This window comes from Burkholderia sp. MSMB1072, assembly GCF_001524725.1.
Classification (GTDB): domain Bacteria; phylum Pseudomonadota; class Gammaproteobacteria; order Burkholderiales; family Burkholderiaceae; genus Burkholderia.
On the sequence record NZ_LOYC01000035.1, the window covers coordinates 321,451 to 345,370 of the forward strand.

Annotated in this window: 21 protein-coding genes; 15 read left to right on the plus strand and 6 right to left on the minus strand. The window is 68.6% G+C overall.

Annotated elements, in window-relative coordinates; genetic code table 11:
* Nucleotides 1-22: 22 nt before the first annotated feature.
* The 3 genes from WS89_RS20300 to WS89_RS20310 form a co-directional block, all read right to left on the minus strand.
* Nucleotides 23-1,384 carry a sigma-54-dependent transcriptional regulator gene (locus WS89_RS20300; RefSeq protein ID WP_059792968.1) on the minus strand — a complete coding sequence of 454 codons (1,362 nt, stop codon included), beginning with the start codon at nucleotides 1,382-1,384 and terminating at the stop codon, nucleotides 23-25.
* Nucleotides 1,374-3,260, minus strand: a complete 1,887-nt coding sequence (locus WS89_RS20305; RefSeq protein WP_059792969.1) for a sensor histidine kinase — start codon at nucleotides 3,258-3,260, stop codon at nucleotides 1,374-1,376. Before WS89_RS20305 ends, WS89_RS20300 begins: the two co-directional genes overlap by 11 nt.
* A gap of 144 nt (nucleotides 3,261-3,404) precedes the next feature.
* Nucleotides 3,405-4,769: a 2-hydroxycarboxylate transporter family protein gene (locus WS89_RS20310; protein WP_059499385.1), complete on the minus strand. Its 1,365-nt coding sequence runs from the start codon at nucleotides 4,767-4,769 to the stop codon at nucleotides 3,405-3,407.
* A 492-nt stretch (nucleotides 4,770-5,261) separates the two neighbouring features.
* Here WS89_RS20310 and WS89_RS20315 point away from each other — a divergent pair, with 492 nt between their 5' ends.
* From WS89_RS20315 to WS89_RS20365, 11 genes are all read left to right on the plus strand, one after another.
* Complete coding sequence (locus WS89_RS20315; RefSeq protein WP_059499384.1) at nucleotides 5,262-6,104, plus strand: MetQ/NlpA family ABC transporter substrate-binding protein; 843 nt, start codon at nucleotides 5,262-5,264, stop codon at nucleotides 6,102-6,104.
* Between the two features lie 11 nt (nucleotides 6,105-6,115).
* On the plus strand, nucleotides 6,116-7,528 hold the full coding sequence (locus WS89_RS20320; protein WP_059792971.1) for an LLM class flavin-dependent oxidoreductase: 1,413 nt from the start codon (nucleotides 6,116-6,118) through the stop codon (nucleotides 7,526-7,528).
* Between the two features lie 18 nt (nucleotides 7,529-7,546).
* On the plus strand, nucleotides 7,547-8,725 hold the full coding sequence (locus tag WS89_RS20325) for a methionine ABC transporter ATP-binding protein (RefSeq protein ID WP_059792973.1): 1,179 nt from the start codon (nucleotides 7,547-7,549) through the stop codon (nucleotides 8,723-8,725).
* Nucleotides 8,718-9,374, plus strand: coding sequence for a methionine ABC transporter permease (locus tag WS89_RS20330; protein WP_059792975.1), 657 nt, complete (start codon nucleotides 8,718-8,720; stop codon nucleotides 9,372-9,374). The genes WS89_RS20325 and WS89_RS20330 overlap by 8 nt, the downstream gene beginning before the upstream one ends.
* 53 nt (nucleotides 9,375-9,427) lie before the next feature.
* Nucleotides 9,428-10,270, plus strand: coding sequence for a hypothetical protein (locus tag WS89_RS20335; protein WP_059792976.1), 843 nt, complete (start codon nucleotides 9,428-9,430; stop codon nucleotides 10,268-10,270).
* The gene (locus WS89_RS20340) at nucleotides 10,267-11,478 is read left to right on the plus strand and encodes an acyl-CoA dehydrogenase family protein (RefSeq protein WP_059499379.1); all 1,212 of its coding nucleotides are present in this window, start codon (nucleotides 10,267-10,269) and stop codon (nucleotides 11,476-11,478) included. Before WS89_RS20335 ends, WS89_RS20340 begins: the two co-directional genes overlap by 4 nt.
* Nucleotides 11,479-11,632: 154 nt before the next feature.
* Nucleotides 11,633-12,841, plus strand: coding sequence for a zinc metallochaperone GTPase ZigA (gene zigA / locus WS89_RS20345; RefSeq protein ID WP_059499378.1), 1,209 nt, complete (start codon nucleotides 11,633-11,635; stop codon nucleotides 12,839-12,841).
* A gap of 60 nt (nucleotides 12,842-12,901) precedes the next feature.
* Nucleotides 12,902-13,822 carry a GTP cyclohydrolase FolE2 gene (gene folE2 / locus WS89_RS20350; RefSeq protein WP_179949876.1) on the plus strand — a complete coding sequence of 307 codons (921 nt, stop codon included), beginning with the start codon at nucleotides 12,902-12,904 and terminating at the stop codon, nucleotides 13,820-13,822.
* Nucleotides 13,816-14,397: a 6-pyruvoyl trahydropterin synthase family protein gene (locus WS89_RS20355; protein WP_059792980.1), complete on the plus strand. Its 582-nt coding sequence runs from the start codon at nucleotides 13,816-13,818 to the stop codon at nucleotides 14,395-14,397. The genes folE2 and WS89_RS20355 overlap by 7 nt, the downstream gene beginning before the upstream one ends.
* The gene (locus tag WS89_RS20360; RefSeq protein WP_034206075.1) at nucleotides 14,394-14,954 is read left to right on the plus strand and encodes a gamma carbonic anhydrase family protein; all 561 of its coding nucleotides are present in this window, start codon (nucleotides 14,394-14,396) and stop codon (nucleotides 14,952-14,954) included. Before WS89_RS20355 ends, WS89_RS20360 begins: the two co-directional genes overlap by 4 nt.
* Nucleotides 14,955-14,957: 3 nt before the next feature.
* Complete coding sequence (locus WS89_RS20365; protein WP_059792982.1) at nucleotides 14,958-16,328, plus strand: dihydroorotase; 1,371 nt, start codon at nucleotides 14,958-14,960, stop codon at nucleotides 16,326-16,328.
* Here the strand turns inward: WS89_RS20365 and WS89_RS20370 are convergent.
* Nucleotides 16,325-16,789, minus strand: a complete 465-nt coding sequence (locus WS89_RS20370; RefSeq protein ID WP_059780030.1) for an Lrp/AsnC family transcriptional regulator — start codon at nucleotides 16,787-16,789, stop codon at nucleotides 16,325-16,327. The two genes, WS89_RS20365 and WS89_RS20370, sit on opposite strands and share 4 nt — an antisense overlap.
* 165 nt (nucleotides 16,790-16,954) lie before the next feature.
* Between WS89_RS20370 and WS89_RS20375 the strand changes: the two genes are divergently transcribed.
* Nucleotides 16,955-17,581 carry a LysE family translocator gene (locus WS89_RS20375; RefSeq protein ID WP_059792984.1) on the plus strand — a complete coding sequence of 209 codons (627 nt, stop codon included), beginning with the start codon at nucleotides 16,955-16,957 and terminating at the stop codon, nucleotides 17,579-17,581.
* 30 nt (nucleotides 17,582-17,611) lie between these two features.
* Here the strand turns inward: WS89_RS20375 and WS89_RS20380 are convergent, their stop codons facing one another.
* Nucleotides 17,612-18,460 (minus strand): helix-turn-helix domain-containing protein, encoded by an 849-nt coding sequence (locus WS89_RS20380; protein WP_059792986.1) that lies wholly within the window; start codon nucleotides 18,458-18,460, stop codon nucleotides 17,612-17,614.
* 199 nt (nucleotides 18,461-18,659) lie between these two features.
* Here WS89_RS20380 and WS89_RS20385 point away from each other — a divergent pair, with 199 nt between their 5' ends.
* On the plus strand, nucleotides 18,660-19,613 hold the full coding sequence (locus tag WS89_RS20385) for a DUF2167 domain-containing protein (RefSeq protein WP_059792989.1): 954 nt from the start codon (nucleotides 18,660-18,662) through the stop codon (nucleotides 19,611-19,613).
* Nucleotides 19,610-20,335 carry a site-2 protease family protein gene (locus tag WS89_RS20390; RefSeq protein ID WP_059792991.1) on the plus strand — a complete coding sequence of 242 codons (726 nt, stop codon included), beginning with the start codon at nucleotides 19,610-19,612 and terminating at the stop codon, nucleotides 20,333-20,335. The genes WS89_RS20385 and WS89_RS20390 overlap by 4 nt, the downstream gene beginning before the upstream one ends.
* A gap of 65 nt (nucleotides 20,336-20,400) precedes the next feature.
* Here the strand turns inward: WS89_RS20390 and WS89_RS20395 are convergent, their stop codons facing one another.
* The gene (locus WS89_RS20395) at nucleotides 20,401-21,792 is read right to left on the minus strand and encodes an MFS transporter (RefSeq protein ID WP_059792993.1); all 1,392 of its coding nucleotides are present in this window, start codon (nucleotides 21,790-21,792) and stop codon (nucleotides 20,401-20,403) included.
* Between the two features lie 238 nt (nucleotides 21,793-22,030).
* On the opposite strand from WS89_RS20395, the gene WS89_RS20400 reads away from it, so the two are divergent.
* On the plus strand, nucleotides 22,031-23,608 hold the full coding sequence (locus WS89_RS20400) for an aldehyde dehydrogenase (NADP(+)) (protein WP_059792996.1): 1,578 nt from the start codon (nucleotides 22,031-22,033) through the stop codon (nucleotides 23,606-23,608).
* The last annotated feature ends 312 nt before the right edge of the window (nucleotides 23,609-23,920 follow it).

The following is a 23,920-nucleotide window of genomic DNA, read 5'->3' on the forward strand; positions in this document are numbered from 1 at the left end:
TGTGCGTATCCTCTCGTTCGCGTCATTCGCCGCCGTCGGCCGCGGCATCGCCGCGCGCGGGAATCCGCAGGTGGCGCAGCTTGTGATAGAGCGTTTTCTTCGGCATGCCGAGCGCCTCGCTCGCATCCGCGACGTTGCCGCCGTGACGCCGCAGCATGTCCTCGATCAGCATCCGCTCGAAATACGCGAGCTGTTCCGCGAGCGTGCTGCCGGCCGTCGGCGCGCCGCCGGACGACAGCAGGCTGTCGCCGGTCAGCCCGAGCACGAAGCGGTCGGCCACGTTCTGCAGCTCGCGCACGTTGCCGGGCCACGCGTGCGTCATCAGCTCGGACACCTGCGCGGCGGTGACGACCGGCGCCGGCTGCCCGAAGCGCCGCGCGGCCGCGAGCACGAAATGCTCGAACAGCAGCGGCACGTCCTCGCGCCGCTCGCGCAGCGGCGGCAGCTCGATCTGCGCGACGTTCAGGCGATACAGCAAATCCGCACGAAAGCGGCCGTCGGCCGCGAGTTCGGCGAGATCGGCCTTCGACGCGGCGATGACGCGGCAGTCGACCGGAATCAGTTCGTTCGCGCCGAGCCGCTCGATCACGCGCTCCTGCAGCACGCGCAGCATCTTGATCTGCAGCGCAATCGGCATCGTCTCGATCTCGTCGAGGAACAGCGTGCCGCCGTTCGCCCATTCGATCTTGCCGATGCGTTTCTTGATCGCGCCGGTGAACGCGCCGGCTTCATGGCCGAACAGCTCGCTCTCGAACACCTGCTCGGGCAGGCCGCCGCAGTTCAGCGCGACGAAATGCGCATCGCGCCGGCCGCCGAAGTCGTGCAGGCTGCGCGCGATCAGCTCCTTGCCGGTGCCCGTCTCGCCGGTGATCAGCACCGACACCGACGTATCCGCGAGGCGCAGGATCTTCTTGCGCACGTCGGCCATCGCGGGCGACTTGCCGAGCACGAACGCCTCGATGCCTTGCCAGTTGTTCAGCGCCGCACGCAGCCCCTGCACCTCGAGCGTGAGCCGGCGCTTCTCGACGGCGCGCGCGACGCGGCCGGCGATCAGGTCCGACGAGAACGGCTTCTCGATGAAGTCGTACGCGCCGACCTGCATCGCGCCGACGGCCGTCGAGATGTCCGCGTGGCCGCTGATCAGCACGACCGGGATCTGCGCATCGACGGCCATCACGCGGTCGAGCAACTGCAGCCCGTCGATGCCCGGCATCCGCACGTCCGACACGATCACCACCCGCGCGCCGGGCGCGACGTGGGCGAGCGCGTCGGCGGCGGATGCGAACGCGTCGACCGGGAACCCGGCGAGCGCGACGGCCTGCTCGACGCCGATCCGGACGTTCTCATCGTCCTCGACGACCAGCACCCGAATCTCATGTTCCATGCTCTGTCCTTTGTTGCGGCGTCGCCGCCGCGAATTCGATGGTGAACTGCGCGCCGCCTTCGTCGCGGTTCGCCGCGGCGATCTTCGCGCCGAACGCCTCGACGATACGCGACGTGATCGCGAGGCCGAGCCCGAGGCCCTGGCCGCGCGGCTTGGTCGTGACGAACGGCTCGAACAGGTGCGGCAGCACGTCGGGCGCGATGCCGGCGCCGCTGTCGGCCACCGTGAAGCGCACGCGGCCGGCATCGTCCGCTCCGGCCGCCTCGATGACGATGCGGCGCACCGGCGCGTCGTGCACCGCGTCGAGCGCGTTGCCGAGCAGGTTCACGATTACCTGCTGCAACTGGCTCGATTCGGCCGATACCATCGTGCCGGGTGCGATGTTCACGTCGAGCCGCACGCCTTCGTCGCGAATGCGCGCGTCGTAGATGAGCCGCGCATGCGCGACGGCCTCGTTCAGCGACACCGCGACGCGCTCGACGTCGGGCTTGCGCGCGAAGGTCTTCAACTCGCCGGTGAGCACGGCCATGCCGTCGACCAGCTTGCCGACCCGTTCGAGATTCGCGAGCGCCGGCGCCGGCTGGCCGCGTTCGAAGAACGTGCGCGCGTTGTCGCACAGCGTGCGGATCGCGACGAGCGGCTGGTTCAGCTCGTGCGTGAGGCCGGCGGCCATCTGCCCGAGCACCGCGAGCTTGCCCGCGTGCACGACCTCCTGCTGCGACGCGCGCAGGCGCTGCTCGGTGCGTTCGCGCTCGTCGATCTCGCGCTGCATCCGCTCGTTCGCGGCCGTGAGCGCGGCCGTACGCTGCGCGACCGTCAGCTCGAGCTGGTCGTTCGCGCGGCGCAGCGCGTCCTGCGCGCTCAGCCGCGCGATGATCGCCCGGCGGCGCTGGATTGCATAGCCGACGAGCAGCGCGACGATCAGGAACGCGCCGGTGACGAACACGAACGCGGTTTGCTGCTGGCGCCGCGCGCCCGCGATGTCGAGCAGCACCATCAGCGAATCGCCGGCCTGCGGCGCGGGGCGCGACATCACGAGATAGCGCGCGGTGCGGCCGGCGCGGTGCGGATCGGGAAAGGTGCCGAACCAGGCGGCCGAGCTGCGGTCGCCGATGCGGCGATAGGGCAGCGCGTCGACGGTGCGGCCCGCGTACTGGCGCGACGCCTGGATGTCGCGCTGCTGCTGCGCGGTGATCGGGCGCAGCGCGGTGAATTTCCACGAAGGCTCGGTCGAGATCACGACCACGCCGTTGCCGTCGACCACCAGCGCGGCGACGCCCGGCGCGCGCCACGCCGATTCGAGCGGGTCGACGCTGATCTTCACGGCGGCCACGCCGATCGGCACGCCGTCGCTGCGCACCGCGCTCGCGAAGTAGACGCCCGGCACGCCGGTGTTGGTGCCGATGCCGAAGAAGCGGCCGCTGCCGCGCGCGAGCGCGTCCTTGAAATACGGCCGGTACGACACGTTGGTGCCGACGAAACTGATCGTCTCGTTCCAGTTGCTGGCGGCGATCACGTCGCCTTGCAGATCGATCACGTCGACCGCGCCGCTGCCCGCGTCGCGATTCACGGCTTCGAGGTAGGTGTTCACCGCATGCACGAGTTCGGGCGCATCGTTCGGCGCGGCTTTCAGCATCGCCCGCACGCCGTCCTGCCGCGCGACCAGGCCGGGCAGGATCTCGAAGCGGCCGAGCTCGCTTTTCAGGCTCGACGCGTACAGGTCGAGCCGGTGCGCGCCGGCCTCCTCGAGCGCGTCGATCGCGCGTTCCCACGCGAAATCGACGGCCGCGCCGGCCACGCCGACATACAGCACCGCGGCCGATGCCCAGCCCCACCACGGGATTCCCTTGAAGCTCTTCTGCACGTTCGCCCTCATCAAGCCCGCTACCGGTCGTCCGCTACCGGCCCTCCGCAACCGGCCCTCCGCAACCACCCGCTCCGAACGACGCGCGCCGCGCGCCGGCAGGGCCGGCGGCGGCGCGTGCGAAGCAGCCGGCGCGACGATGCGCGCGGCCGCGCGTTATCCGAAGTGCGCGACCAGGATCAGCGTCACCGTGACGACGATCGCGCCGCCGATCCGCGTGGCGATCTGCGCGAACGGCATCAGCTGCATCCGGTTCGCGGCGGTCAGGATCGCGACGTCGCCGGTGCCGCCTTGCCCGCTGTGGCAGGCGTTCACGATTGCGGTGTCGATAGGGTACATCTTCAGCAGGCGGCCGACCACGAAACCGGTGCCCATCAGCGTCGCGACGGTCGACACGATCGTGACCACGTTGACGATCGTGAAGGCGGCGGTCAGCTTGTCCCACGGCGTCATCGCGACGCCGATCGCGAACAGCAGCGGATACGTGACGGCGGTCGAGAAGAACTTGTAGACGACGAACGCGCCTTCCTGCAGCGGCGGCGACACCGCACGCGCGAGCTTCACCAGCACCGCGAGGAACAGCATCGCGACCGGCGCGGGCAGGCCGAACAGCTTGTGCGCCATCAAGCCGACGAGGTACAGCGTGATCGCCGTGATGCCGGCGCCCGCGATGTGCGTGACGTCGACGTGGCCGCGGATCTCCTCGCTTTCCGGCGTCATGTCGCCGCTTTCGCCGACTTGCAGGCGGCCGTTGCCGGTCAGGTGCGGCAGGCGCTTGCCGAGCATGTCGAGCGCGCCCGACAGGATGATCGCGGTCAGGCTGCCGAGCATCACCGACGGCAGCACCATCGCGAACATCTCGCCTTGCGGCAGGTGCATCAGTTCCGAATAGCCGATCGACAGCGGAATCGCGCCTTCGCCGACGCCGCCCGCCATGATCGGCACGACGATGTACAGCAGCGTGTGGCGCGCGCCGAGGCCGAGCGCGGTGCCGACCGCCGTGCCGACGATCGCGGCCGCGATGGAGCCGACGGCGAGCGGGACGAAGATCTTCACGAAGCCCTGGATCAGCACGCGCCGGTCCATGCTCAAGATGCTGCCGACGATGATCGACGCGATGAACAGGTACAGGAAGTTGGTCGACTTCGTGAATTCGACCGTCAGGTTCAGCACCGGCTTCGGCAGCACGTGGTAATAGGTGAGCGCCGACGGCACGAAGGTCGCGAAGATCGCGGCCGCGCCGATGTTGCGCAGCAGCGGCAGGCGCTTGCCCAGTTCCGCGCAGGTGAAGCCGAAGAACGCGAGGACGGCGATCGCCATCGAGATTTCGCCGGGCACCTTGCCCGTCACCGCGAAGCCGACGATCAGCCCGAACAGGATCACGTAGACAGGCAGCGGGATGATGCCGATGCGGATTTCCATCAGCTTCCACCAGCCTTGCGGCCAGAAGCGTTCGCGCGTGGCGGGACCGGCTGCGGCAATCGGCTCGGGATGGGACGGGGTTTGGATAGAGGTCTGCAAGACGTGTCTCCTGATGTTTGGAATGCCTGCATTCGCATCGCGGCATCGTGTGCCGTCTATTACGCAACCCCCGTGCCAACATCGCAGCCCGCCGGAATATTTTTAATGCATTGATTCATAAGGGATTTATTTCGTCTGCGGAAAGGGTTCTCCACACCGGCTGGCCGAGATTTCGGAATCGGCGCGGCGGGCAGGCCGAGATTTCGGCCTGGCGGCGCCCGGGCAGCCGGCTGTTGCTCCGCTACGGCGCGCGCCGGCGATCGGCGCGGCATGGCCGGTATTCGGTCTGCCGGGCGGCGCAGCGCGCCCGACGCCGCCATATCGCCGCGCGCGATTTTCTTCGCACAATCGCTTCGTAGACCGCCCTCCCGCCGCTCTCTATCATCGGCTGATCCTTTTCCGATGCAACGACGACTGTCCGGAGAACGCCCGTGCGTTCGCCGCGGCGTCGCTCATCCGTCGATACCGTCTTTGGACAGGAGAGTGGTTTCCATGCTGCATCCCGTTTTTTCCGCCCGCTTTTCCGCCGGCCGCCTGGCCCGCCTGCTGACGGCCGCGCTGCTCGCGGCATGGCTTGGCCTCGTGCTGCCGAACGGCGCGCGCGCCGACACCGCGCCGCTGAAGGTCGGCATCTCGACCAGCCCGCAGATCGAGGCGCTGAAGATCGCCGCGAAGGAGGCGAAGGCGCAGGGCCTCGACGTGAAGATCGTCGAATTCACCGACTGGAATACGCCCAACGCGGCGCTCGCGAACAAGGACATCGACGTCAACTACTTCCAGCACATCCCGTTTCTCGAGAACGCGAAGAAGCAGGGCGGCTACGACTTCATCGCGATCGCGCCCGGCACGATCATGAAGATCGGCCTCTATTCGAAGAAGGTGAAAAGCTTCGCCGAGCTGAAGGACGGTGCGCGCGTCGCGATCGCGAACGATCCGGTCAACGGCGGGCGCGGGCTGTTGCTGCTGCAGCGCGCGGGGCTGATCGCGCTGAAGCCGGGCGCCGACTACCGTGCGACGACGCACGACATCGTCGCCAATCCGAAGCACCTGAAGATCATCCCGCTCGAAGCGTCGCAGCTCGCGCGTTCGCTCGACGACGTCGACCTCGCGCAGGGCTACCCGAGCTTCATCAAGCTCGCGGGCACGGCCGACCCGAACAGCGCGCTGCTGTTCGACGGCACCGAGAACAAGAACTTCGCGATCCAGTGGGTCGTGCGGCCCGAGAGCGCGAACGACCCGCGCATCCGCAAGTTCATCGCGATCTACCAGCACTCGCCGGCCGTGCGCCGGGCACTCGACAACGCGTTCGGCTCGCTGTACGCGATCGCGTGGTGATGGAGCGAGACATGACGACGGCGAACCGCAAGAAGATCCTGCTCAACGCGTTCAACATGAACTGCGTCGGGCACATCAACCATGGGCTGTGGACGCATCCGCGCGACCGCTCCGCGCACTACACCGATCTCGACTACTGGGCCGATCTCGCGAAGACGCTCGAACGCGGCAAATTCGACGGGATCTTTCTCGCGGACATCGTCGGCGTGTACGACGTGTTCGGCGGCGGGCCCGACGCCGCGTTGCGCGAATCGGTGCAGGTGCCCGTCAACGATCCGCTGCTGCTCGTGCCGGCAATGGCGCAGGTCACGCGGCATCTCGGCTTCGGCGTGACCGCGAACCTGACCTACGAGCCGCCGTACCTGTTCGCGCGCCGCATGTCGACGCTCGATCATCTGACGAAAGGGCGCGTGGGCTGGAACATCGTGACCGGCTACCTCGACAGCGCCGCGCGCGGGATGGGCCTCGCGCAGCAGATCGGCCACGACGACCGCTACGAGCGCGCCGACGATTACATGGACGTCGTCTACAAGCTGTGGGAACGGAGCTGGGACGACGACGCGGTGATCCGCGACGCGCAGGCGCGTGTGTTCGCGCAGCCGGGCAAGGTGCGGCGCGTGAAGCACGACGGCCCGTTCTATTCGATCGATGCGATTCATCTGAGCGAACCGTCGCTGCAGCGCACGCCGGTGCTGTACCAGGCCGGCTCGTCCGCGCGCGGCGTCGAGTTCGCGGGCCGCCACGCGGAATGCGTGTTCGTGAACGGGCAGAGCAAGGCCGCGGCGCGCGCGGCGGCGCTCGACATCCGCGCGGCCGCCGCGCGGCAGGGGCGCGACCCGGCATCGATCAGGATTTTCGCCGGGGTGAGCGTCGTGACCGCCGAGACCGAGCGGCTCGCGCGCGAGAAATTCGACGAGTACCGGCGCTACGCGAGCCCGGAAGCCGGCCTCGCGCACTTCGCGAGCTCGACCGGCATCGACTTCGCGAAATACGGCCTCGACGAGCCGATCTCGTACGTGAAGACCGATTCGATCCAGTCGGCGGTCGACGCGATCTCGCGCAAGAGCACGACGGGCACGTGGACGGTGCGCCGGATGCTCGAGCAGATGTCGCTCGGCGGCCGTTATGCGCCGATCGTCGGTTCGCCGTCGCAGGTCGCGGACGAACTGCAGTCGTGGATCGACGAGACGGGCATCGACGGTTTCAACCTGACGCGCACCGTGATGCCGGAATCGTTCGAGGATTTCGTCGATTGGGTCGTGCCCGAGCTGCAGAACCGCGGCGTCTACAAGGAAGACTACGATCCCGCGCCGACGCTGCGCGAGAAGCTGTTCGGCGCAGGCCCGCGCCTGCCCGCGTGGCACACCGGCGCGCAGCACCGGCCGACGGCTGTATCGGAACCCGCGCATCCCGCGCATGCCTGAACGTGACGGAGCGAAGCGATGACGCAATTGTTCGATACGCTGGGTTTCATCGAGGCATCGGCCGTACGCGCCGGCGCCGCTGCGACGGCGCATGAGGAAACGGCCGCGCCGGCCGACGGCGCGGCCGTGTCGCTGGAGCAGGTCGGCAAGGTGTTCGCGACGCCGCGCGGCCACGCCGTCGCGCTGCGCGACGTGACGCTCGACGTGCGGCGCGGCGAGGTATTCGGGATCATCGGCCGCAGCGGGGCCGGCAAGTCGACGCTGCTGCGGCTCGTGAACGGCCTCGAACGGCCGAGCTCGGGCCGCGTGCGCGTGCAGGGCGTCGACGTCGGCGCGCTCGACGAGGATGGCCTCGTCGCGTTGCGGCGCCGCACCGGCATGGTGTTCCAGCATTTCAACCTGCTGTCCGCGAAGACGGTGTTCGAGAACGTCGCGCTGCCGCTGAAGATCGCCGGCGTGCCGAAGGCCGAACGCGTGCGCAAGGTCGAGGCGTTGCTCGATCTCGTCGGGCTCGCCGCGAAGCGCGATGCGTATCCGGCGAGCCTGTCGGGCGGACAGAAGCAGCGTGTCGGCATTGCGCGGGCGCTCGTGCACGATCCCGAGGTGCTGCTGTGCGATGAGGCGACGTCGGCGCTCGATCCGGAAACCACGCAATCGATCCTCGCGCTGCTCGCGGACATCAACCGCCGCCTTGGGCTGACGATCGTGCTGATCACGCACGAAATGGAGGTGATTCGCGCGGTGTGCGACACCGTGGCGGTCATCGAACAGGGCGAGGTCGTCGAAACGGGGCCGGTATGGCGCGTGTTCGGCGATCCGCGCCACGGTGCGACGCGTGCGTTGCTGAGCACGCTCGGGTACGACCTGCCGGCCGAGCTGGCCGCGCGCGTGCGGCCGCTGCCCGAGCCGGCCGCGCTGCCCGACGGCGCGCAGGTCGTGCTCGACGTCCGCTATACGGGCGAGAGCGGCGGCGAGCCGGACGTCGGCGCGCTAGCAGCGGCGCTCGGCGGCTCCGTGCGGTTCCTGCACGGCGGCATCGAAAGCATCCGCGGGCATGCGCAGGGGCGGCTCGTGATCGCCGCGACGCCGCGTGCGGACGACGCCGGCCAGTCGGCGGCGCGCGGCGGTGCGGTCGCCGCGCTGCTCGAACGCGCGCGCCGCCATGCGAATCGCGCGGAGGTGCTCGGCTATGTTTGAGCTCTGGTGGCCCGAACTGCTCGACGCGATCCGCGACACGCTGTCGATGGTCGCCGCGTCGGCCGCGATCGCCGCGCTGATCGGCATCCCGCTCGCGGTGATTCTCGTGACCACCGCGCCCGGCGGCATCTACGCGCGGCGCGGCGTGAACGCGGTGCTCGGCGCGCTCGTCAACGTGTTCCGCTCGACGCCGTTCATCATCCTGCTGGTCGCACTGCTGCCGTTCACGCGCGTGCTGATCGGCACGACGATCGGTGTCTGGGCGGCCGTCGTGCCGCTGTCGATCGCCGCGATCCCGTTTTTCGCGCGGATCGCCGAAGTGAGCCTGCGCGAAGTCGATCGCGAGCTGATCGAGGCCGCGCTCGCGATGGGCGCGAAGCGCCGCCACATCGTGTGGCACGTGCTGCTGCCCGAAGCGCTGCCCGGCATGCTCGGCGGGTTCACGATCACCGTCGTCGCGCTGATCGGCTCGACCGCGATGGCGGGCGCCGTCGGCGCGGGCGGGCTCGGCGATCTCGCGATCCGCTACGGCTATCAACGTTTCGACACCACCGTCATGGCGACCGTGATCGTGATCCTGATCGCGCTCGTCTCGGCCGTGCAAATCACGGGCGACCGCCTGGTCCGACGCGTGACCCGGCGCACCTGAGCGACGCCACGAGCGTCCGCTCGCTTCCTTCACGATCCTGAGAGAGAAAAACGATGACCTTGCCCCTCGGCGCGCCGCGCGAATGGAACGGACAATTCGAGGAAGCGCTGTTTCTCGACGTGGCGCGACGCCATCGTCCGGACTTCCCCGACAAATTGGCGACGCCGCCGCGCGAGCCGCGCAACGACGACGAGCTGGCCGCCGTCGCCGACTACTACACGAAGATGGCGTCGCACGACCTGTTCATCGTGCAGGTCGTCGCGAAGGCGATCGACACGCTGTTCCGCGACGATCCGCATTTCCAGCTGATCCTGTCGCGCCAGCTCGGCGACGACGGCGCGCATGCGGTGATCGGCCGCGAGCGCGTGACCGCACTCACCGGGCGCGACCCGCTGCCGGAAGTCGACCGGCTCGTCGCCGCGCACTGGGCACGCATCGGCGACATCGCGGTGCGCGACATCGCGGGGTTTCTCGCGTTCGAATGGCATTACGAGCTGCACATCCTCGCGAAGCTGTGGATTCAGCGCAAGACCGGCCGCATCGGCGACAGTGCGATGCGCGAGCACGGCGAGAACCGGATTCGCCCGGACGAGGAGTGGCATCGCGTGCAGATCGTCCAGTGGTGGTTCGACACGCTGCAGGCGCTGCCGGCCGCCGAGCGCGACGCGCTGATCGATCGTGTGATCGCGGCCGACGAGGAAACCCAGGCGCGGCTCGACGGCTACCTGCACGACGAGTACGCGCACACGGCGCTGGTGTTCGGCGCGGATATCGCGGAATATCGTGCGATCTACGACGACTGGCGGCGCGAGATCCTGTCGCGGCTGACCGGCCGCCGGCTCGGCGCGCTCGTACCGCTGTCGGGCGAAACCGCTGAACAGGAAGCCGTCGCATGAACGATCCACGCCGCCCGGCGACTCTCGAGCCGGATACCGATCCGCCGGCCGTCGACCGCGCTGCGCTGGCGCGCGCGATCGACGCACTGCGCGCGAGCGCCGCGGAGCGCGACCGCGCGGGCGGTCATGCGGCGCAGGAGAAGCAGTGGCTCGCCGATGCGGGCCTGCTGACGCTCGCGGTGCCGCGCGCATTCGGCGGTCAGGAAGCGGCGTGGCCCGCGATCTACGACGTCATCCGGCAGGTCGCGCGGGTCGACAGCGCGCTCGCGCATCTCGTCGGGTTCCAGTGCCTGCAAGTGGTGAGCGTCGACGTGTGGGGCAGCGCCGCGCAGCGCGAGCGCTACCTGCGCGGCACGGTCGACGAGCGCTGGTGGTGGGGCAACGCGGTCAATCCGCTCGACACGCGGCTCGTGGCCACGGCGACGGCCGACGGCGGCTACCGGCTCGACGGCGTGAAGGGCTTCTGTTCCGGCACGCGCGGCTCGCAGCGGATGACGGTGTCCGCGCACGATCCCGCCACCGGCCGGACCGTGTTCGGCGTGGTGCCGACCGATCGGGTGGGGATCACCGTCAACGAGGATTGGGACCCGATCGGCCAGCGCCAGACCGACAGCGGCAGCGTGCGCTTCGACGGCGTGGCGCTCGCGGCGGACGAGGTGCTGCATCGTTCCGAGACTCCGCCGACGCCGCGCGCGACGCTGCGCACGCTCGTGTCGCAGCTCGTGCTGACGAACCTGTTCGTCGGCCTGGCGGAAGGCGCGCTGGCCGAGGCGCGCGATTACGTACGACGGCATGGCCGCCCGTGGATTCACTCGGGCGTCGAGCGGGCCGAAGACGATCCGTACACGCTCCAGCGCTTCGGCGACATGCGCGTGCGCGCGATCGCCGCGGCGGCGCTGGCCGATCGCGCGGCCGGCACGTTGCAGCACGCGTGGGCGCGGCAGGATGCGCTGACGGCCGACGAACGCGCCGAAGTCGCGCTCGCGGTATCGGAAGCGAAGATCGTCGCGCAGCGCGCGGCGCTCGACAACGGCGAGGCGCTGTTCGATGCGTGCGGCGCGCGCGCGACGGCCGCATCGCTCGGCCTCGACCGCTTCTGGCGGAATGCGCGCACCCATACGCTGCACGACCCGCTCGACTACCGGCTGCGCGACGTGGGCCGGTTCGCGCTCACCGCGGAATTGCCGCCGGCGTCGCTCTATACGTGATACGCAGCGCGGCGGCACCGGCAAGGCGCCGCGTGCTGCCGCCTTCGCCGTTGCCACATCGATGAGCCGGCCTGCTGGACGTCCGGAATGATATGTTATATCGTATCGATACAATATATCATTTCATTCTCAACGCCCTGTTCCGGAATCGCCGATGAGCCCCGCCCTTCACCCGTCCACGCGGCTTCCCGTAACCGTCCTGTCCGGCTTTCTCGGCGCGGGCAAGACGACGCTGCTCAACCACATCCTCAACAACCGCGAGGGCCGGCGCGTCGCGGTCATCGTCAACGACATGTCGGAGGTCAACATCGATGCGGCGCTCGTGCGCGACGGCGGCGCGGGGCTGTCGCGCACCGACGAGAAGCTGGTCGAGATGAGCAACGGCTGCATCTGCTGCACGCTGCGCGAGGATCTGCTGATCGAAGTCGACCGGCTTGCGCGCGAAGGGCGCTTCGATCAGCTCGTGATCGAATCGACCGGCATCTCGGAGCCGCTGCCGGTGGCCGAGACGTTCACGTTCGAAGGCGAGGACGGCCGCAGTCTCGGCGAAGTCGCGCGGCTCGACACGATGGTGACGGTGGTCGACGCGTTCAATTTCCTGCGCGACTACGCGTCGCGCGACAGCCTGCAATCGCGCGGCGAATCGATGGGCGACGAGGACGCACGCACGGTCGTCGATCTGCTGATCGACCAGATCGAGTTCTGCGACGTGCTCGTGATCAACAAGATCGACCTGATCGACGGCAGCGCGCGCGAGCGGCTGGTCGCGCTGCTGCGCGGGCTGAACCCGCGTGCGCGGATCGAGATCGCCGAATTCGGCAAGGTGCCGCTCGAGCGTGTGCTCGACACGGGCCTGTTCGACTTCGACGCGGCGTCGCGCGCGCCGGGCTGGCTGCAGGAGCTGCGCGGCACGCACACGCCGGAGACCGACGAATACGGCATTCGCAGCTTCGTCTATCGCGCGCGGCGGCCGTTCCATCCGCAGCGCTTCCTCGATCTCGTCGAAAGCGAATGGCCGGGCGTCGTCCGCTCGAAGGGGTTCTTCTGGCTGGCCACGCATCCGACCGTCGCCGGTTCGTGGTCGCAGGCGGGCGCGGTTGCGCGGCACGGGCCGGCCGGCCACTGGTGGGCGGCCGTGCCGCCCGAGCGCTGGCCGCAGGATCCGGAAGCCGTCGCGCAGATCCGCGCACGCTGGGACGAGCACGTCGGCGACGCACGGCAGGAGCTCGTGCTGATCGGCATGGACATGGACGAGCCGGCGCTGCGCGCGCGCTTCGACGCGTGCCTGCTGACCGATGCCGAGATGGCGACCGGCCCCGAACACTGGACCACGTGGGACAACCCGTTTCGCGACTGGCCCTGACCTGAACGCGCGCTGCCTGCATCGATCCGGATGGAGAAGGCGCTCCACCGGATTCCAGACATGAATGCAGCGCTTCCCGATATTTCACTGACCGATGCCGCGCCGGGCCTTGGCCCGCTCGAATGGGTCGGCATGCAGGGCATCGATCTGCCCGTCGTCGTGGCGGAGCCCGGCTGCCGGCGCGACGCGCATGCGCGTGCCGACGTCCAGGTCGATCTGCCTGCGCCGCGGGTGAAAGGCATCCACATGTCGCGGCTGTACGGGCTGCTCGACCGGCTGGCCGATGGTGAAGCGCTGTCGCCGGCAGGCTTGCAGCGCATGCTGCGCGCGATGATCGACAGCCACCGCGACTGCGACACGCGCAGCGCGCGCGTGCGGCTGCGCTTCGACCTGCTGGCCCGTCGTGCCGCGCTCGTGACCGACGGGCTGGCCGGCTGGAAGGCTTATCCGGTGCAGATCGACGCGACGCTGGCCGGGGATGCGTTCGCGCTGCGTGCGCAGGCGACGATCGTCTATTCGTCGACGTGCCCGTGCTCGGCGGCGCTGTCGCGGCACTGGGTCGAACAGGCGTTTCTGGCGGCATTCGGCCGCGACGATCGCGTGGAGCCGGCGGCGGTCGCCGCGTGGCTGAAACGGCATGCGACGGCCGCCACGCCGCACAGCCAGCGCAGCGAAGCCGTCGTCGGCGTGGCGCTGCCGGCCGATGGCGCGACACTGGGGCTGATCGACCTCATCGATCGCGTCGAGCATGCGCTGGGCACGCCGGTGCAGACGGCCGTCAAGCGTGCGGACGAGCAGGCGTTCGCGGTGCTGAACGGCGAGAACCTGATGTTCGTCGAGGATGCCGCGCGCCGCGTGCAGGCCGCGCTGGAAGATCGCCATGCAAGCCCGCGCGTGCACGTGCGCCATCTCGAAAGCCTGCATCCGCACAATGCAGTGGCGTGGGCCGCACCGGTACGCGAAGGAGGCGACGCATGCTGATCCGCAAGCTGTTCCGGTTCGAGAACGCACACGTCGTACGCGGCTGCAGCACGCGGCGTTGCTCGCATTCGATCCATGGCCACTCGTACCGCGTCGAGTTGCTGCTCGAAGCGCATGCGCTGGATCACGGGCAGATGATCTACGACTTCGGGCTGCTCAAGGGCGACGTGCGCGACCTGATCGACGCGTTCGACCACGCGGTGACGCTGTGGTCGGACGACGATCCGCGCTACGTCGAAAGCATGAGCCGGCATTCGGAGCGCTGGGTGCGGCTGCCGGTGTCGCCGAGCGCCGAGCAATTCTCGCGCGTGCTGTTCCGGCTCGTCGATGCCGCGTTGTCGGGCACGCCGATGTCGAACGGCGAAGCCGACGTGCGACTGTATTCGGTGATCGTTCACGAAACCGAGACCGGCTACGCACAGTGCTTCCGCGACGATGCATTCAACCCGCGCATGGGCCGCATCGACCTCGACGCGATCGTCTTCGCGCCCGCCATCGTCGCGCAGTGGCGCGATCCGGGCCTGTTCGAGCGGCTCAAGCGCGGCCAGGTCCTTTCCATACAGGAATCCTCATGATCAGGAAGAACCCGCGCGGCGACCTGCCGCAGATTCATCCGAACGCGTTCGTCGACCCGACCGCCATCCTGTGCGGGCGTGTGATCGTCGAGGAGAACGTGTTCATCGGCCCGTACGCGGTGATCCGCGCCGACGAAACGGATGCGGACGGCCAGATCGCGCCGATCGTGATCGGTGCGCATTCGAACATCCAGGACGGCGTCGTGATCCATTCGAAATCGGGCGCGAGCGTGACGATCGGCCGGCACACGTCGATCGCGCATCGCGCGATCGTCCACGGGCCGTGCACGGTCGGCGACGGCGTGTTCGTCGGATTCAACAGCGTGCTGTTCAATTGCACGATCGACGACGGCTGCGTGGTGCGCTACAACGCGGTCGTCGACGGCTGCCGCCTGCCGCCAGGCTTCTACGTGCGCTCGACCGAACGCATCGGGCCGGAAACCGACCTCGCCGCGTTGCCGCAGGTGACGCCCGACGCGAGCGATTTCTCCGAGGACGTCGCACGGACGAACAATGCGCTGGTGCGCGGTTACAAGCACATCCAGAACGAGTTCTGATTCATGGGCGAGCGGGTGCGACGGGAACGCTGCGACCGGGTGGAACGACGCCACGTCGATCTGCTGGTGTACGGCGGCACGGTGATGACGCCCAACGGCGCCGAGCGGATCGACGTCGCGTGCGTGGATGGCCGCGTCGTCGCGCTGGGCGTGTTGCGTGGGACGTGGAGCGCCGACGTGCTGCTCGATGCGCGCGGATTGCACGTGCTGCCCGGCGTGGTCGACAGTCAGGTGCATTTCCGCGAACCGGGGCTCACGCACAAGGAGACCATCGAGGCCGGCACGCGCGGTGCAGTGCTCGGCGGCGTCACGACGATCTTCGAGATGCCCAATACTCATCCGCTGACGTTGAGCGAGCAGGATCTGAACGCCAAGCGGGATCTTGCGCGCGGTCGTGCGTGGTGCGACTACGCGTTCTACATCGGCGGCTCGGCCGCCAATGCCGAACGGTTGCCGGTGCTCGAACGTTTGCCCGGCTGCGCGGGGGTGAAGGTCTTCATGGGCAGTTCGTTCGGCGATCTGCTGGCCGACGACGAAACCGTGTTGCGCCGGATCCTGCGCAACGGGCAACGACGCATGGCCGTGCATGCGGAGGACGAGGCGCGGCTACGCGAACGCAAGGCGATCGCCGAGGCCAGCGGCGACGTGCGCGACCATCCGCGCTGGCGCGACGCGCAAAGCGCGCTGGCCGCGACGCGGCGCATCGTCGGACTGGCCGCGGAGGCAGGGCGCCGGCTGCATGTGCTGCACGTGTCCACGGCGGATGAAATGGCGTTTCTCGCGCGGCACCGGCGGCGCGTGACGGTCGAAGTCACGCCGCATCACCTGAGCCTGCATGCGCCGGATTGCTACGAGCGGCTCGGCACCTTCGCGCAGATGAATCCGCCGGTGCGCGAACGGCATCATCGGGACGCGCTGTGGCAGGCCGTCCGCGACGGCGTGGTCGACGTCATCGGCAGCGATCACGCGCCGCATACGCGCGACGAAAAGCGCCGCCCGTATCCGCGCTCGCCGAGCGGGATGACCGGCGTGCAGACGCTGCTGCCGCTGATGCTCGATCACGTGAATGCCGGCCGCCTGAGCCTGGAACGGCTGGTCGACCTGACCAGCGCCGGGCCGGCGCGCATCTTCGGCATCGAAGGAAAGGGGCGCATTGCGGCCGGCTACGACGCCGATTTCAGCATCGTCGACTTGCGCGCGCGGCGGGTCATCCGCGACGAATGGATCGCGAGCGTGAGCGGCTGGACGCCGTACGACGGATGCGCGGTCGCGGGCTGGCCCGTGCATACGGTCGTGCGCGGGCAGGTCGTCGTGCGTGACGGCGAATTGAACGGGCAGCCGGCCGGGGAGGCCGTGACGTTTCTCGACACCTAGATCGGCAGCCGTACCGTCTGCTTGATGCGCTTCAGCGGAATCTCGGTTTCGACGTTGCGTACGCCCTCGATCTGCGTGAGCGTTTCCATCTGAAAGCGCTGATAGTCGTCGAGATCCTTCGCGATCACGCGCAGCAGATAGTCGTAGCTGCCGGCCATCAGATGACATTCGAGCACTTCCGGCGCCCGTTCCATCTCGCGCGCGAAGCGTTCGACCGTCGTCTTGTCCTGGCGCTCCAGCGTGACGCGCACGAATGCCGTGAAGCGCAGTTCGACGGCCGCCGGGTTCAGCAACGCGACATAGGCGTCGATTACGCCCTGTTCCTCGAGCAGGTGAACGCGGCGCAGGCACGGCGTGGGCGACAGTCCGGCCTGCTGCGCGATGTCGGCGTTCGTCTGGTTCGAATTCTGCTGCAATGCACGCAAAATGCGTCGATCGATCGCATCCAGTTTGATTGGCATTTTTGGCTACCCGCAATACGATTATTGGAGAATAACTCCAAATACATAGCGGAAAATAGCCGAGTTTGCATCCAATCTCCAACGGAAGTTGCCGATAATCTGACGACTGCCCGGCCCGGGCGCGCGATCCCCGCCCGCCGCGGCGCCACTTTCAGGAGCTTCCCGATGCTGCACGTCGCCTGGTTGCCGTTCATGGCCACCTCCCTTCTGATCATTCTGACGCCGGGCCAGGACATGGTGCTCGTGATGTCGCGCACGCTGTCCGGCGGCACGCGCGCGGGCCTCGTGACCGCCGCGGGCGTCAGCGTCGGGCTGCTCGTCCATACGATGCTCGCGACGCTCGGGCTGGGTGCGCTGCTTCAGGCATCCGAATGGCTGTTCACCGCGCTGAAGGCGATCGGCGCGCTGTACCTGTTGTACCTCGGCATCACGCTGCTGCGTTCGTCGGGCGAATTGACGCTCGCGGGCAACGGCAATGCGCCGGCATCGCGGCTCCGGACGTTCGTGCAAGGCGCGCTGTCCAACGTGTCGAACCCGAAAGTCGCGCTTTTCTATCTGGCGTTCCTGCCGCAATTCGTTCCGGCGGGCGCCCCGCATCCGATGCTGTCGCTGTTCGTGCTCGGCGCGACGTTCGCCGGGCTGACGTTTCTCGTCAAGGGGCCGGTCGCGTTGTTCGCCGGCCTGCTGTCGGCGTCGATCCGCCGCAACCCGCGCATCCTGACGCGCATGCATCGCGTCAGCGGCGTCGTCTTGCTGGCGCTGGGCGTGAAGCTGGCGCTCGAGCGCCGCTGATCGGGCACGATGCCGGCACGCCGGCCGGCGCTACGCCGCCGGCAACGCGTCCGCCAGCGCCCGCATCGCATCCACCGTTTCCGGATTCGCCGGAAAGAACGCCTCGATCGCCAGTTCCGACAGCGTCACGTCGACCGGCGTGCCGAACACCGTCGTCGTACTGAAGAACGTCAGCTCGCCGCTCGCCGTGCGCAACCGCAGCGGCACGGCGATATCCGCGAAATCGGTGCGCGCGGGCGCGTCGTAGGGCTGGCCGGCCGGCGCCGGATACGCGGCGAGTTCGTCGCGCAGCGTATGCAGCGTGCGATCGCCGCTCGCATCGATCTGCCGCTGCAACCGATGCAGGATGTGCGCGCGCCATTCGTGCCAGTTGACGATCTGCGACGCGAGACCGTCCGGATGCAGGCTCAACCGCAGCACGTTGACGGGCGGCTGCAGCAGCGCCGGATCGGCCTGCGCGACCAGCGCGCCGAGCATCCGGTTCGCCGCGAGCAGCGTCCAGTGGCGGTCCACCGCAAGCGCCGGGTACGGCTCGTGCCCGCGCAGCACGGCCTCGACCGCATGACGCGCCGCATCCAGTTCCGGGTCCGAAAACGGCCGTTCGCGAAACAGCGGCGCAAAGCCGGCCGCGACGAGCAGCGCATTGCGTTCGCGCAGCGGCACGTCGAGGCGTTCGGCCAGATGCAGCACCATCTCGCGGCTCGGCTGCGCGCGGCCCGATTCGACGAAGCTCAGGTGGCGCGCGGAAACCTCCGCGTCGAGCGCGAGCGCCATCTGGCTCAGGCGCCGGCGTTGCCGCCACGTGCGCAGCAGCGGACCGATGCCGGACGCGCGGCCGGCGGACGGGGAGGGCGAATGGAGGGCGGCGGTCGGGTTCATGGCGCAGATGATAGGCAATCCCGCGCCGCTTTGGCATTACCTGCGAGGTAAGCGCCGCGCCACGCCCACCCCGACGCGCACAGCCGCTGCGTTACCATAGCCCCCGTGCCACCTGAGAGGCGGCGCCGGACCCGCGACGACAACGCATGGGCCGGCCGCCGCGCACATCGACAACAAGGCATTCCAGGGGAATCCAACAATGAAAAAACTCGCCGTCCGGCTCGCCTGCGTGGCGACGCTCGCACTCGCCGCGACCAGCGGCCACGCGCAGACCGAAGCTGCGCAGGTGGAAATGAGGGCCGCCGCCGCGGCCGCCAACGAAGCGGTCGTGAAGGGGCCGACCGACATCGACGTGAAACACGAAGCCGTGCTGAAGCTGAAGGCCGGCGAATCGTTCGTGCCGGCAGCCGAGGCCGGCCGCTACCTGCGTTCGATGGGCAACGCGATCGACGAATCGAAGCTGGTCGGCCTCGTGCTGCCCGACGATCCCGACGCCGACTGGATCTCTGTCGTGTCGTTCGAGCCGAGCGGCTACATCCGCGACGACGACGCGAAGGACTGGAAGCCCGACGAACTGCTGAAAAGCCTGCAGGCCGGCACCGAGGCGAACAACCCGGCGCGCAAGGAGCGCGGCCTGCCCGAAACCGAGGTGGTCGGCTGGGCGAAGGCGCCCGCATACGACGCGGCCACGCACCGGCTCGTGTGGTCGGCGATCATCCGCGACAAGGGCGCGGCGCCGAATGCCGGGAACGACGGCGTGAACTATCGGACGCTCGTGCTCGGCCGCGACGGCTACCTGTCGCTGACGATGGCGTCGACGCTCGCCGATCTGCCCAAGTACAAGGCATCGGCCGACGCGCTGCTGGCGAACATCAGCTTCAACGACGGTAAGCGCTATGCCGATTTCAACAAGTCGACGGACCACGTCGCCGAGTACGGGCTCGCGGCGCTGATCGTCGGCGTCGGCGCGAAAAAGCTCGGGCTGCTCGCGCTGATCGGCGCGTTCGCGGCGAAGTTCTTCAAGATCGGCGCGGTCGCGCTGCTGGCCGGCGGAGCGGCGCTCAAGCGCTTCTTCGGGCGCAAGCCGAAGGCGGCCGCAGTGCCGGCCGTCGCCGACGCATCCGACGCGTCCGCCACGGAGCGCAAGGAATGACCAAGTTGTTGCTGCTGATCTTCGGCGGCCTGAAGCTCGGCAAGGTGCTCGTATCGGCCGGCACGATGCTCGCGTCGATCGCGGTCTATGCGCTGTTCTACGGCTGGCGTTTCGCGGCCGGTTTCGTCGCATTGCTGCTGGTGCACGAAGCCGGCCATTACGTCGCCGCGCAGCGGCGCGGGCTCGACGTCGGGCTGCCGACCTTCATCCCGTTCGTCGGCGCGTGGATCCAGTTGAAGGAAATGCCGCACGACGCGGAAACGGAGGCATACGTCGGGCTCGCCGGGCCGTTTGTCGGTACGCTCGGCGCGCTGGCCTGCTATGCGGCCGCGCGCCACTACGACAGCAACCTGCTGCTCGCGCTGTCGTACACGGGTTTCTTCCTGAATCTCTTCAACATGATTCCGCTGTCGCCGTTCGACGGCGGGCGGATCACCGCGGTGCTGTCGCCGCGCATCTGGTTCGCCGGCGTGCCGGTGCTGATCGCGCTGTTCGTGTATCGGCCGAGCCCGCTGCTGATCGTGATGGCGATCCTCGCGCTGCCGCAACTGAAGCGCGCGTGGCGCTACGATCCCGACGCGCCGGAGAATCGGGAGTACTACGCGACGTCGACCGAGACGAAGACGACCTACGCACTCTGCTACGTCGGCCTGCTTGCGTTCCTCGCGCTGATGACGTCCGGCGTGCACGACATGCTGCGCGTCGTGCACGCGTCGGCCTGACGTCGATTCGATGCAAAAAAACGGCGGCCGCTGCTACGCGGCCGCCGTTTCCCTAAGGTTGAACTTCACGCGTCGCGATGACGCAGTTCGACGCGCTTGATGTCCTTCACGATCACGAGATAGCTGAACACGGTGACGAGCGCGTTCAACCCGACGAACACGAGCGCGCCGTTGAACGAGCCGCTCGCGCCGACGAGGTAGCCGATCGCGATCGGCGCGACGATGCCCGCCGTATTGCCGAACATGTTGAACAGGCTGCCCGACAGGCCGATCGCCTCTTTCGGCGCGGTATCCGCGACGACGGCCCAGCCGAGCGAGCCGATCCCCTTGCCGAAGAACGACACGGCCATCAGCGCGATGACCAGCGCTTCGCTGTCGACGTAGTTGCAGCCGATGATCGCCATCGACAGCGCCATCCCGCCGACGATCGGAATCTTGCGTGCGAGCGTCAGCGACACGCCGCGGCGGATCAGCGCGTCCGACAGCATCCCGCCGAGCACGCCGCCGAGGAACCCGCAGATCGCCGGCAGCGACGTCATGAAGCCGGCCTTCAGCAGGGACATCCCGCGCGCCTGCACGAGGTAGATCGGGAACCACGTGAGGAAGAAGTACGTCAGCACGTTCACGCAGTACTGGCCGAGATAGACGCCGAGCAGCATCCGGTTCGACAGTAGCTGGCGCACGTAGTACCAACCCGCCACGCGGCTGCCTTCGGAGGCGCCGCCGCTGCCGCGTGCGCCGGTCGGCCGGCCCGTCGACCGCACCAGGCCGCCGCCCTGTTCGATATGCTCGAGCTCCGCGCGATTCACACCCGGATGGTCGACCGGATCCTTCATCACGCGCAGCCACAGGCAGGCAAGCGCGATGCCGGCGATACCGAGCCACAGATACACGTGGTGCCAGCCGTATGCATGCGTGAGCCACGCCATCAGCGGCGAGAACACGACGGCCGCGAAATACTGCGCGGCGTTGAAGATCGCCGATGCCGTGCCGCGCTCGGCGGTCGGGAACCAGCTCGCGACGACCTTCGCGTTCGCCGGAAACGCGGGCGCTTCCGCGATGCCGACCGCGAAGCGCATCGCGAACAGCGCGGCGACCGCGAACGCGGCGCTGCCGCCGAGGCCGATCGTGCTCTGCAGCAGCGTGAACGCCGACCACAGGAAGATGCTCGCCGCATACACGCGCCGCGCGCCGAAGCGGTCGAGCAGCCAGCCGCTCGGCAGTTGCGCGAGCACGTACGCCCAGCTGAATGCCGAGAAGATGTAGCCCATCGTCACCGGATCGATGCCGAACGCCTTGCGGATCGGCGTGCCCGTGATCGACAGCGTCGCGCGGTCCGCGTAGTTGAGCGTCGTGACGACGAACAGCATCGCCAGGATCCAGTAGCGCACGGCGGTACGACGCGCGGTGCGCGCGAGGTCGAGCGGGAGATCGCGAGGGGAGGTCTGATTGCTCACTTTAAATGTACGTCGTCGTATGACATGAGCGAAAGTTTATTGACGATAGGCGAATCCAGAAACCTCGGGTTTTCCCTCGGGAATCGTCATCACAATATGGGAAGAACGGGATTCGCTGGCCGCGCGAGGCTGGCGGGTGTATCGTCGGCGCCTTCGCGGGCGGCGCGATGCCGTCGGCAGACATCGTATCTGTTGAGCTACAATGAGCAATCCATTCCCGAACCACGGAGCACACCCCATGCAACTGACAGGAGAGATGCTGATCGGCGCCGAAGCGGTGGTCGGCTCGGCCGGAACCTTGCACGCGTTCGACCCGACGAAGGGTGCGCCGATCGACGTTCCGGCGTTCGGCGTCGCGACGCAGGCCGACGTCGACCGCGCGTGCGAACTCGCACGCGACGCGTTCGACGCGTACCGCACGCAGCCGCTCGCGGCCCGTGCGGCGTTTCTCGACGCGATCGCCGATGAAATCGTCGCGCTCGGCGATGCGCTGATCGAACGCGCGCATGCCGAAACGGGCCTGCCGGTCGCGCGGCTGCAGGGCGAGCGCGGCCGCACCGTCGGCCAGCTTCGGCTGTTCGCGCGCGTCGTGCGCGACGGGCGCTTCCTTGCCGCGTCGATCGATCCCGCGCAGCCGGCCCGCACGCCGCTGCCGCGTTCGGACCTGCGGCTGCGGAAAATCGCGCTCGGGCCCGTCGCCGTGTTCGGCGCGAGCAATTTCCCGCTCGCGTTCTCGGTGGCCGGCGGCGATACCGCGTCGGCACTCGCGGCCGGCTGCCCGGTGATCGTGAAGGCGCATGAAGCGCACCTCGGCACGTCCGAGCTGGTCGGCCGTGCGATCCGCGCCGCGGTCGCGAAAACCGGCATGCCGGCCGGCGTGTTCTCGCTGCTGGTCGGCCCCGGCCGCGTGACCGGCGCGGCGCTGGTCAGCCACCCGGCGATCCAGGCCGTCGGTTTCACCGGTTCCCGGCAGGGCGGGATGGCGCTCGTGCAGCTCGCGAACGCGCGCCCGCAGCCGATTCCCGTCTATGCGGAAATGAGCAGCATCAACCCCGTCGTGCTGTTCCCGGCCGCGCTGGCCGCGCGCGGCGACGCGATCGCGACGGGCTTCGTCGATTCGCTGACGCTCGGCGTCGGCCAGTTCTGTACCAATCCGGGCCTCGTGCTCGCGATCGACGGTCCCGATCTCGACCGCTTCGAGACGGTCGCCGCGCAGGCGCTCGCGAAGAAGCCGGCCGGCGTGATGCTCACGCGCGGCATCGCCGATGCGTACCGCAACGGTCGCGGCAAGCTCGCCGAGCTGCCCGGCGTGCGCGAAATCGGCGCGGGCGAGGCTGCGCAGACCGACTGCCAGGCGGGCGGCGCGCTGTACGAAGTCGGCGCGCAGGCGTTCCTGGCCGAGCCGGCGTTCAGTCACGAGGTGTTCGGGCCGGCGTCGCTGATCGTGCGCTGCCGCGATCTCGACGAAGTCGCGCGCGTGCTCGACGCGCTCGAAGGTCAGTTGACGGCCACGCTGCAGATCGATGCCGACGACAAGCCGCTCGCGCGCCGGCTGCTGCCGATCCTCGAACGCAAGGCCGGGCGCCTGCTCGTCAACGGCTACCCAACCGGCGTCGAAGTGTGCGATGCGATGGTGCACGGCGGCCCGTTCCCCGCCACGTCGAACCCGTCCGTCACGTCGGTCGGAGCGACCGCGATCGAGCGATTCCTGCGGCCGGTGTGCTATCAGGACTTCCCGGACGACCTCTTGCCCGAAGGGCTGCAGGAAAGCAATCCGCTGGCGATTCCGCGGCTGCGCGACGGCAAGGCGGAGTGACGTCGCGTAACCGCTGAACGCAGCGTCCCGGAAGGGACGCGTTCCGGCACGTCGAAACACGGCGGCGGGGCCCACGGGCCCCGCCGCCTTTTTTATTCAACGCGAGCTTTCGTGCCGGTTTCGCCCGGTCAGTGAGCGGGGCGGGCGACGAGTTCCAGGCGCTCCGCTGCAGCCAGCAGGCGCCGGTCGCGCGTCCATAGCTTGCTGCCGCTGGTTTCAATAACGACATCAAATGGTGCTCTTGGTGATGCGCAGACGGGGGGAGATGTCGGCTTTCCTGTTGCCCGCGTTTCTCTTACAGTAGCGAAGCCG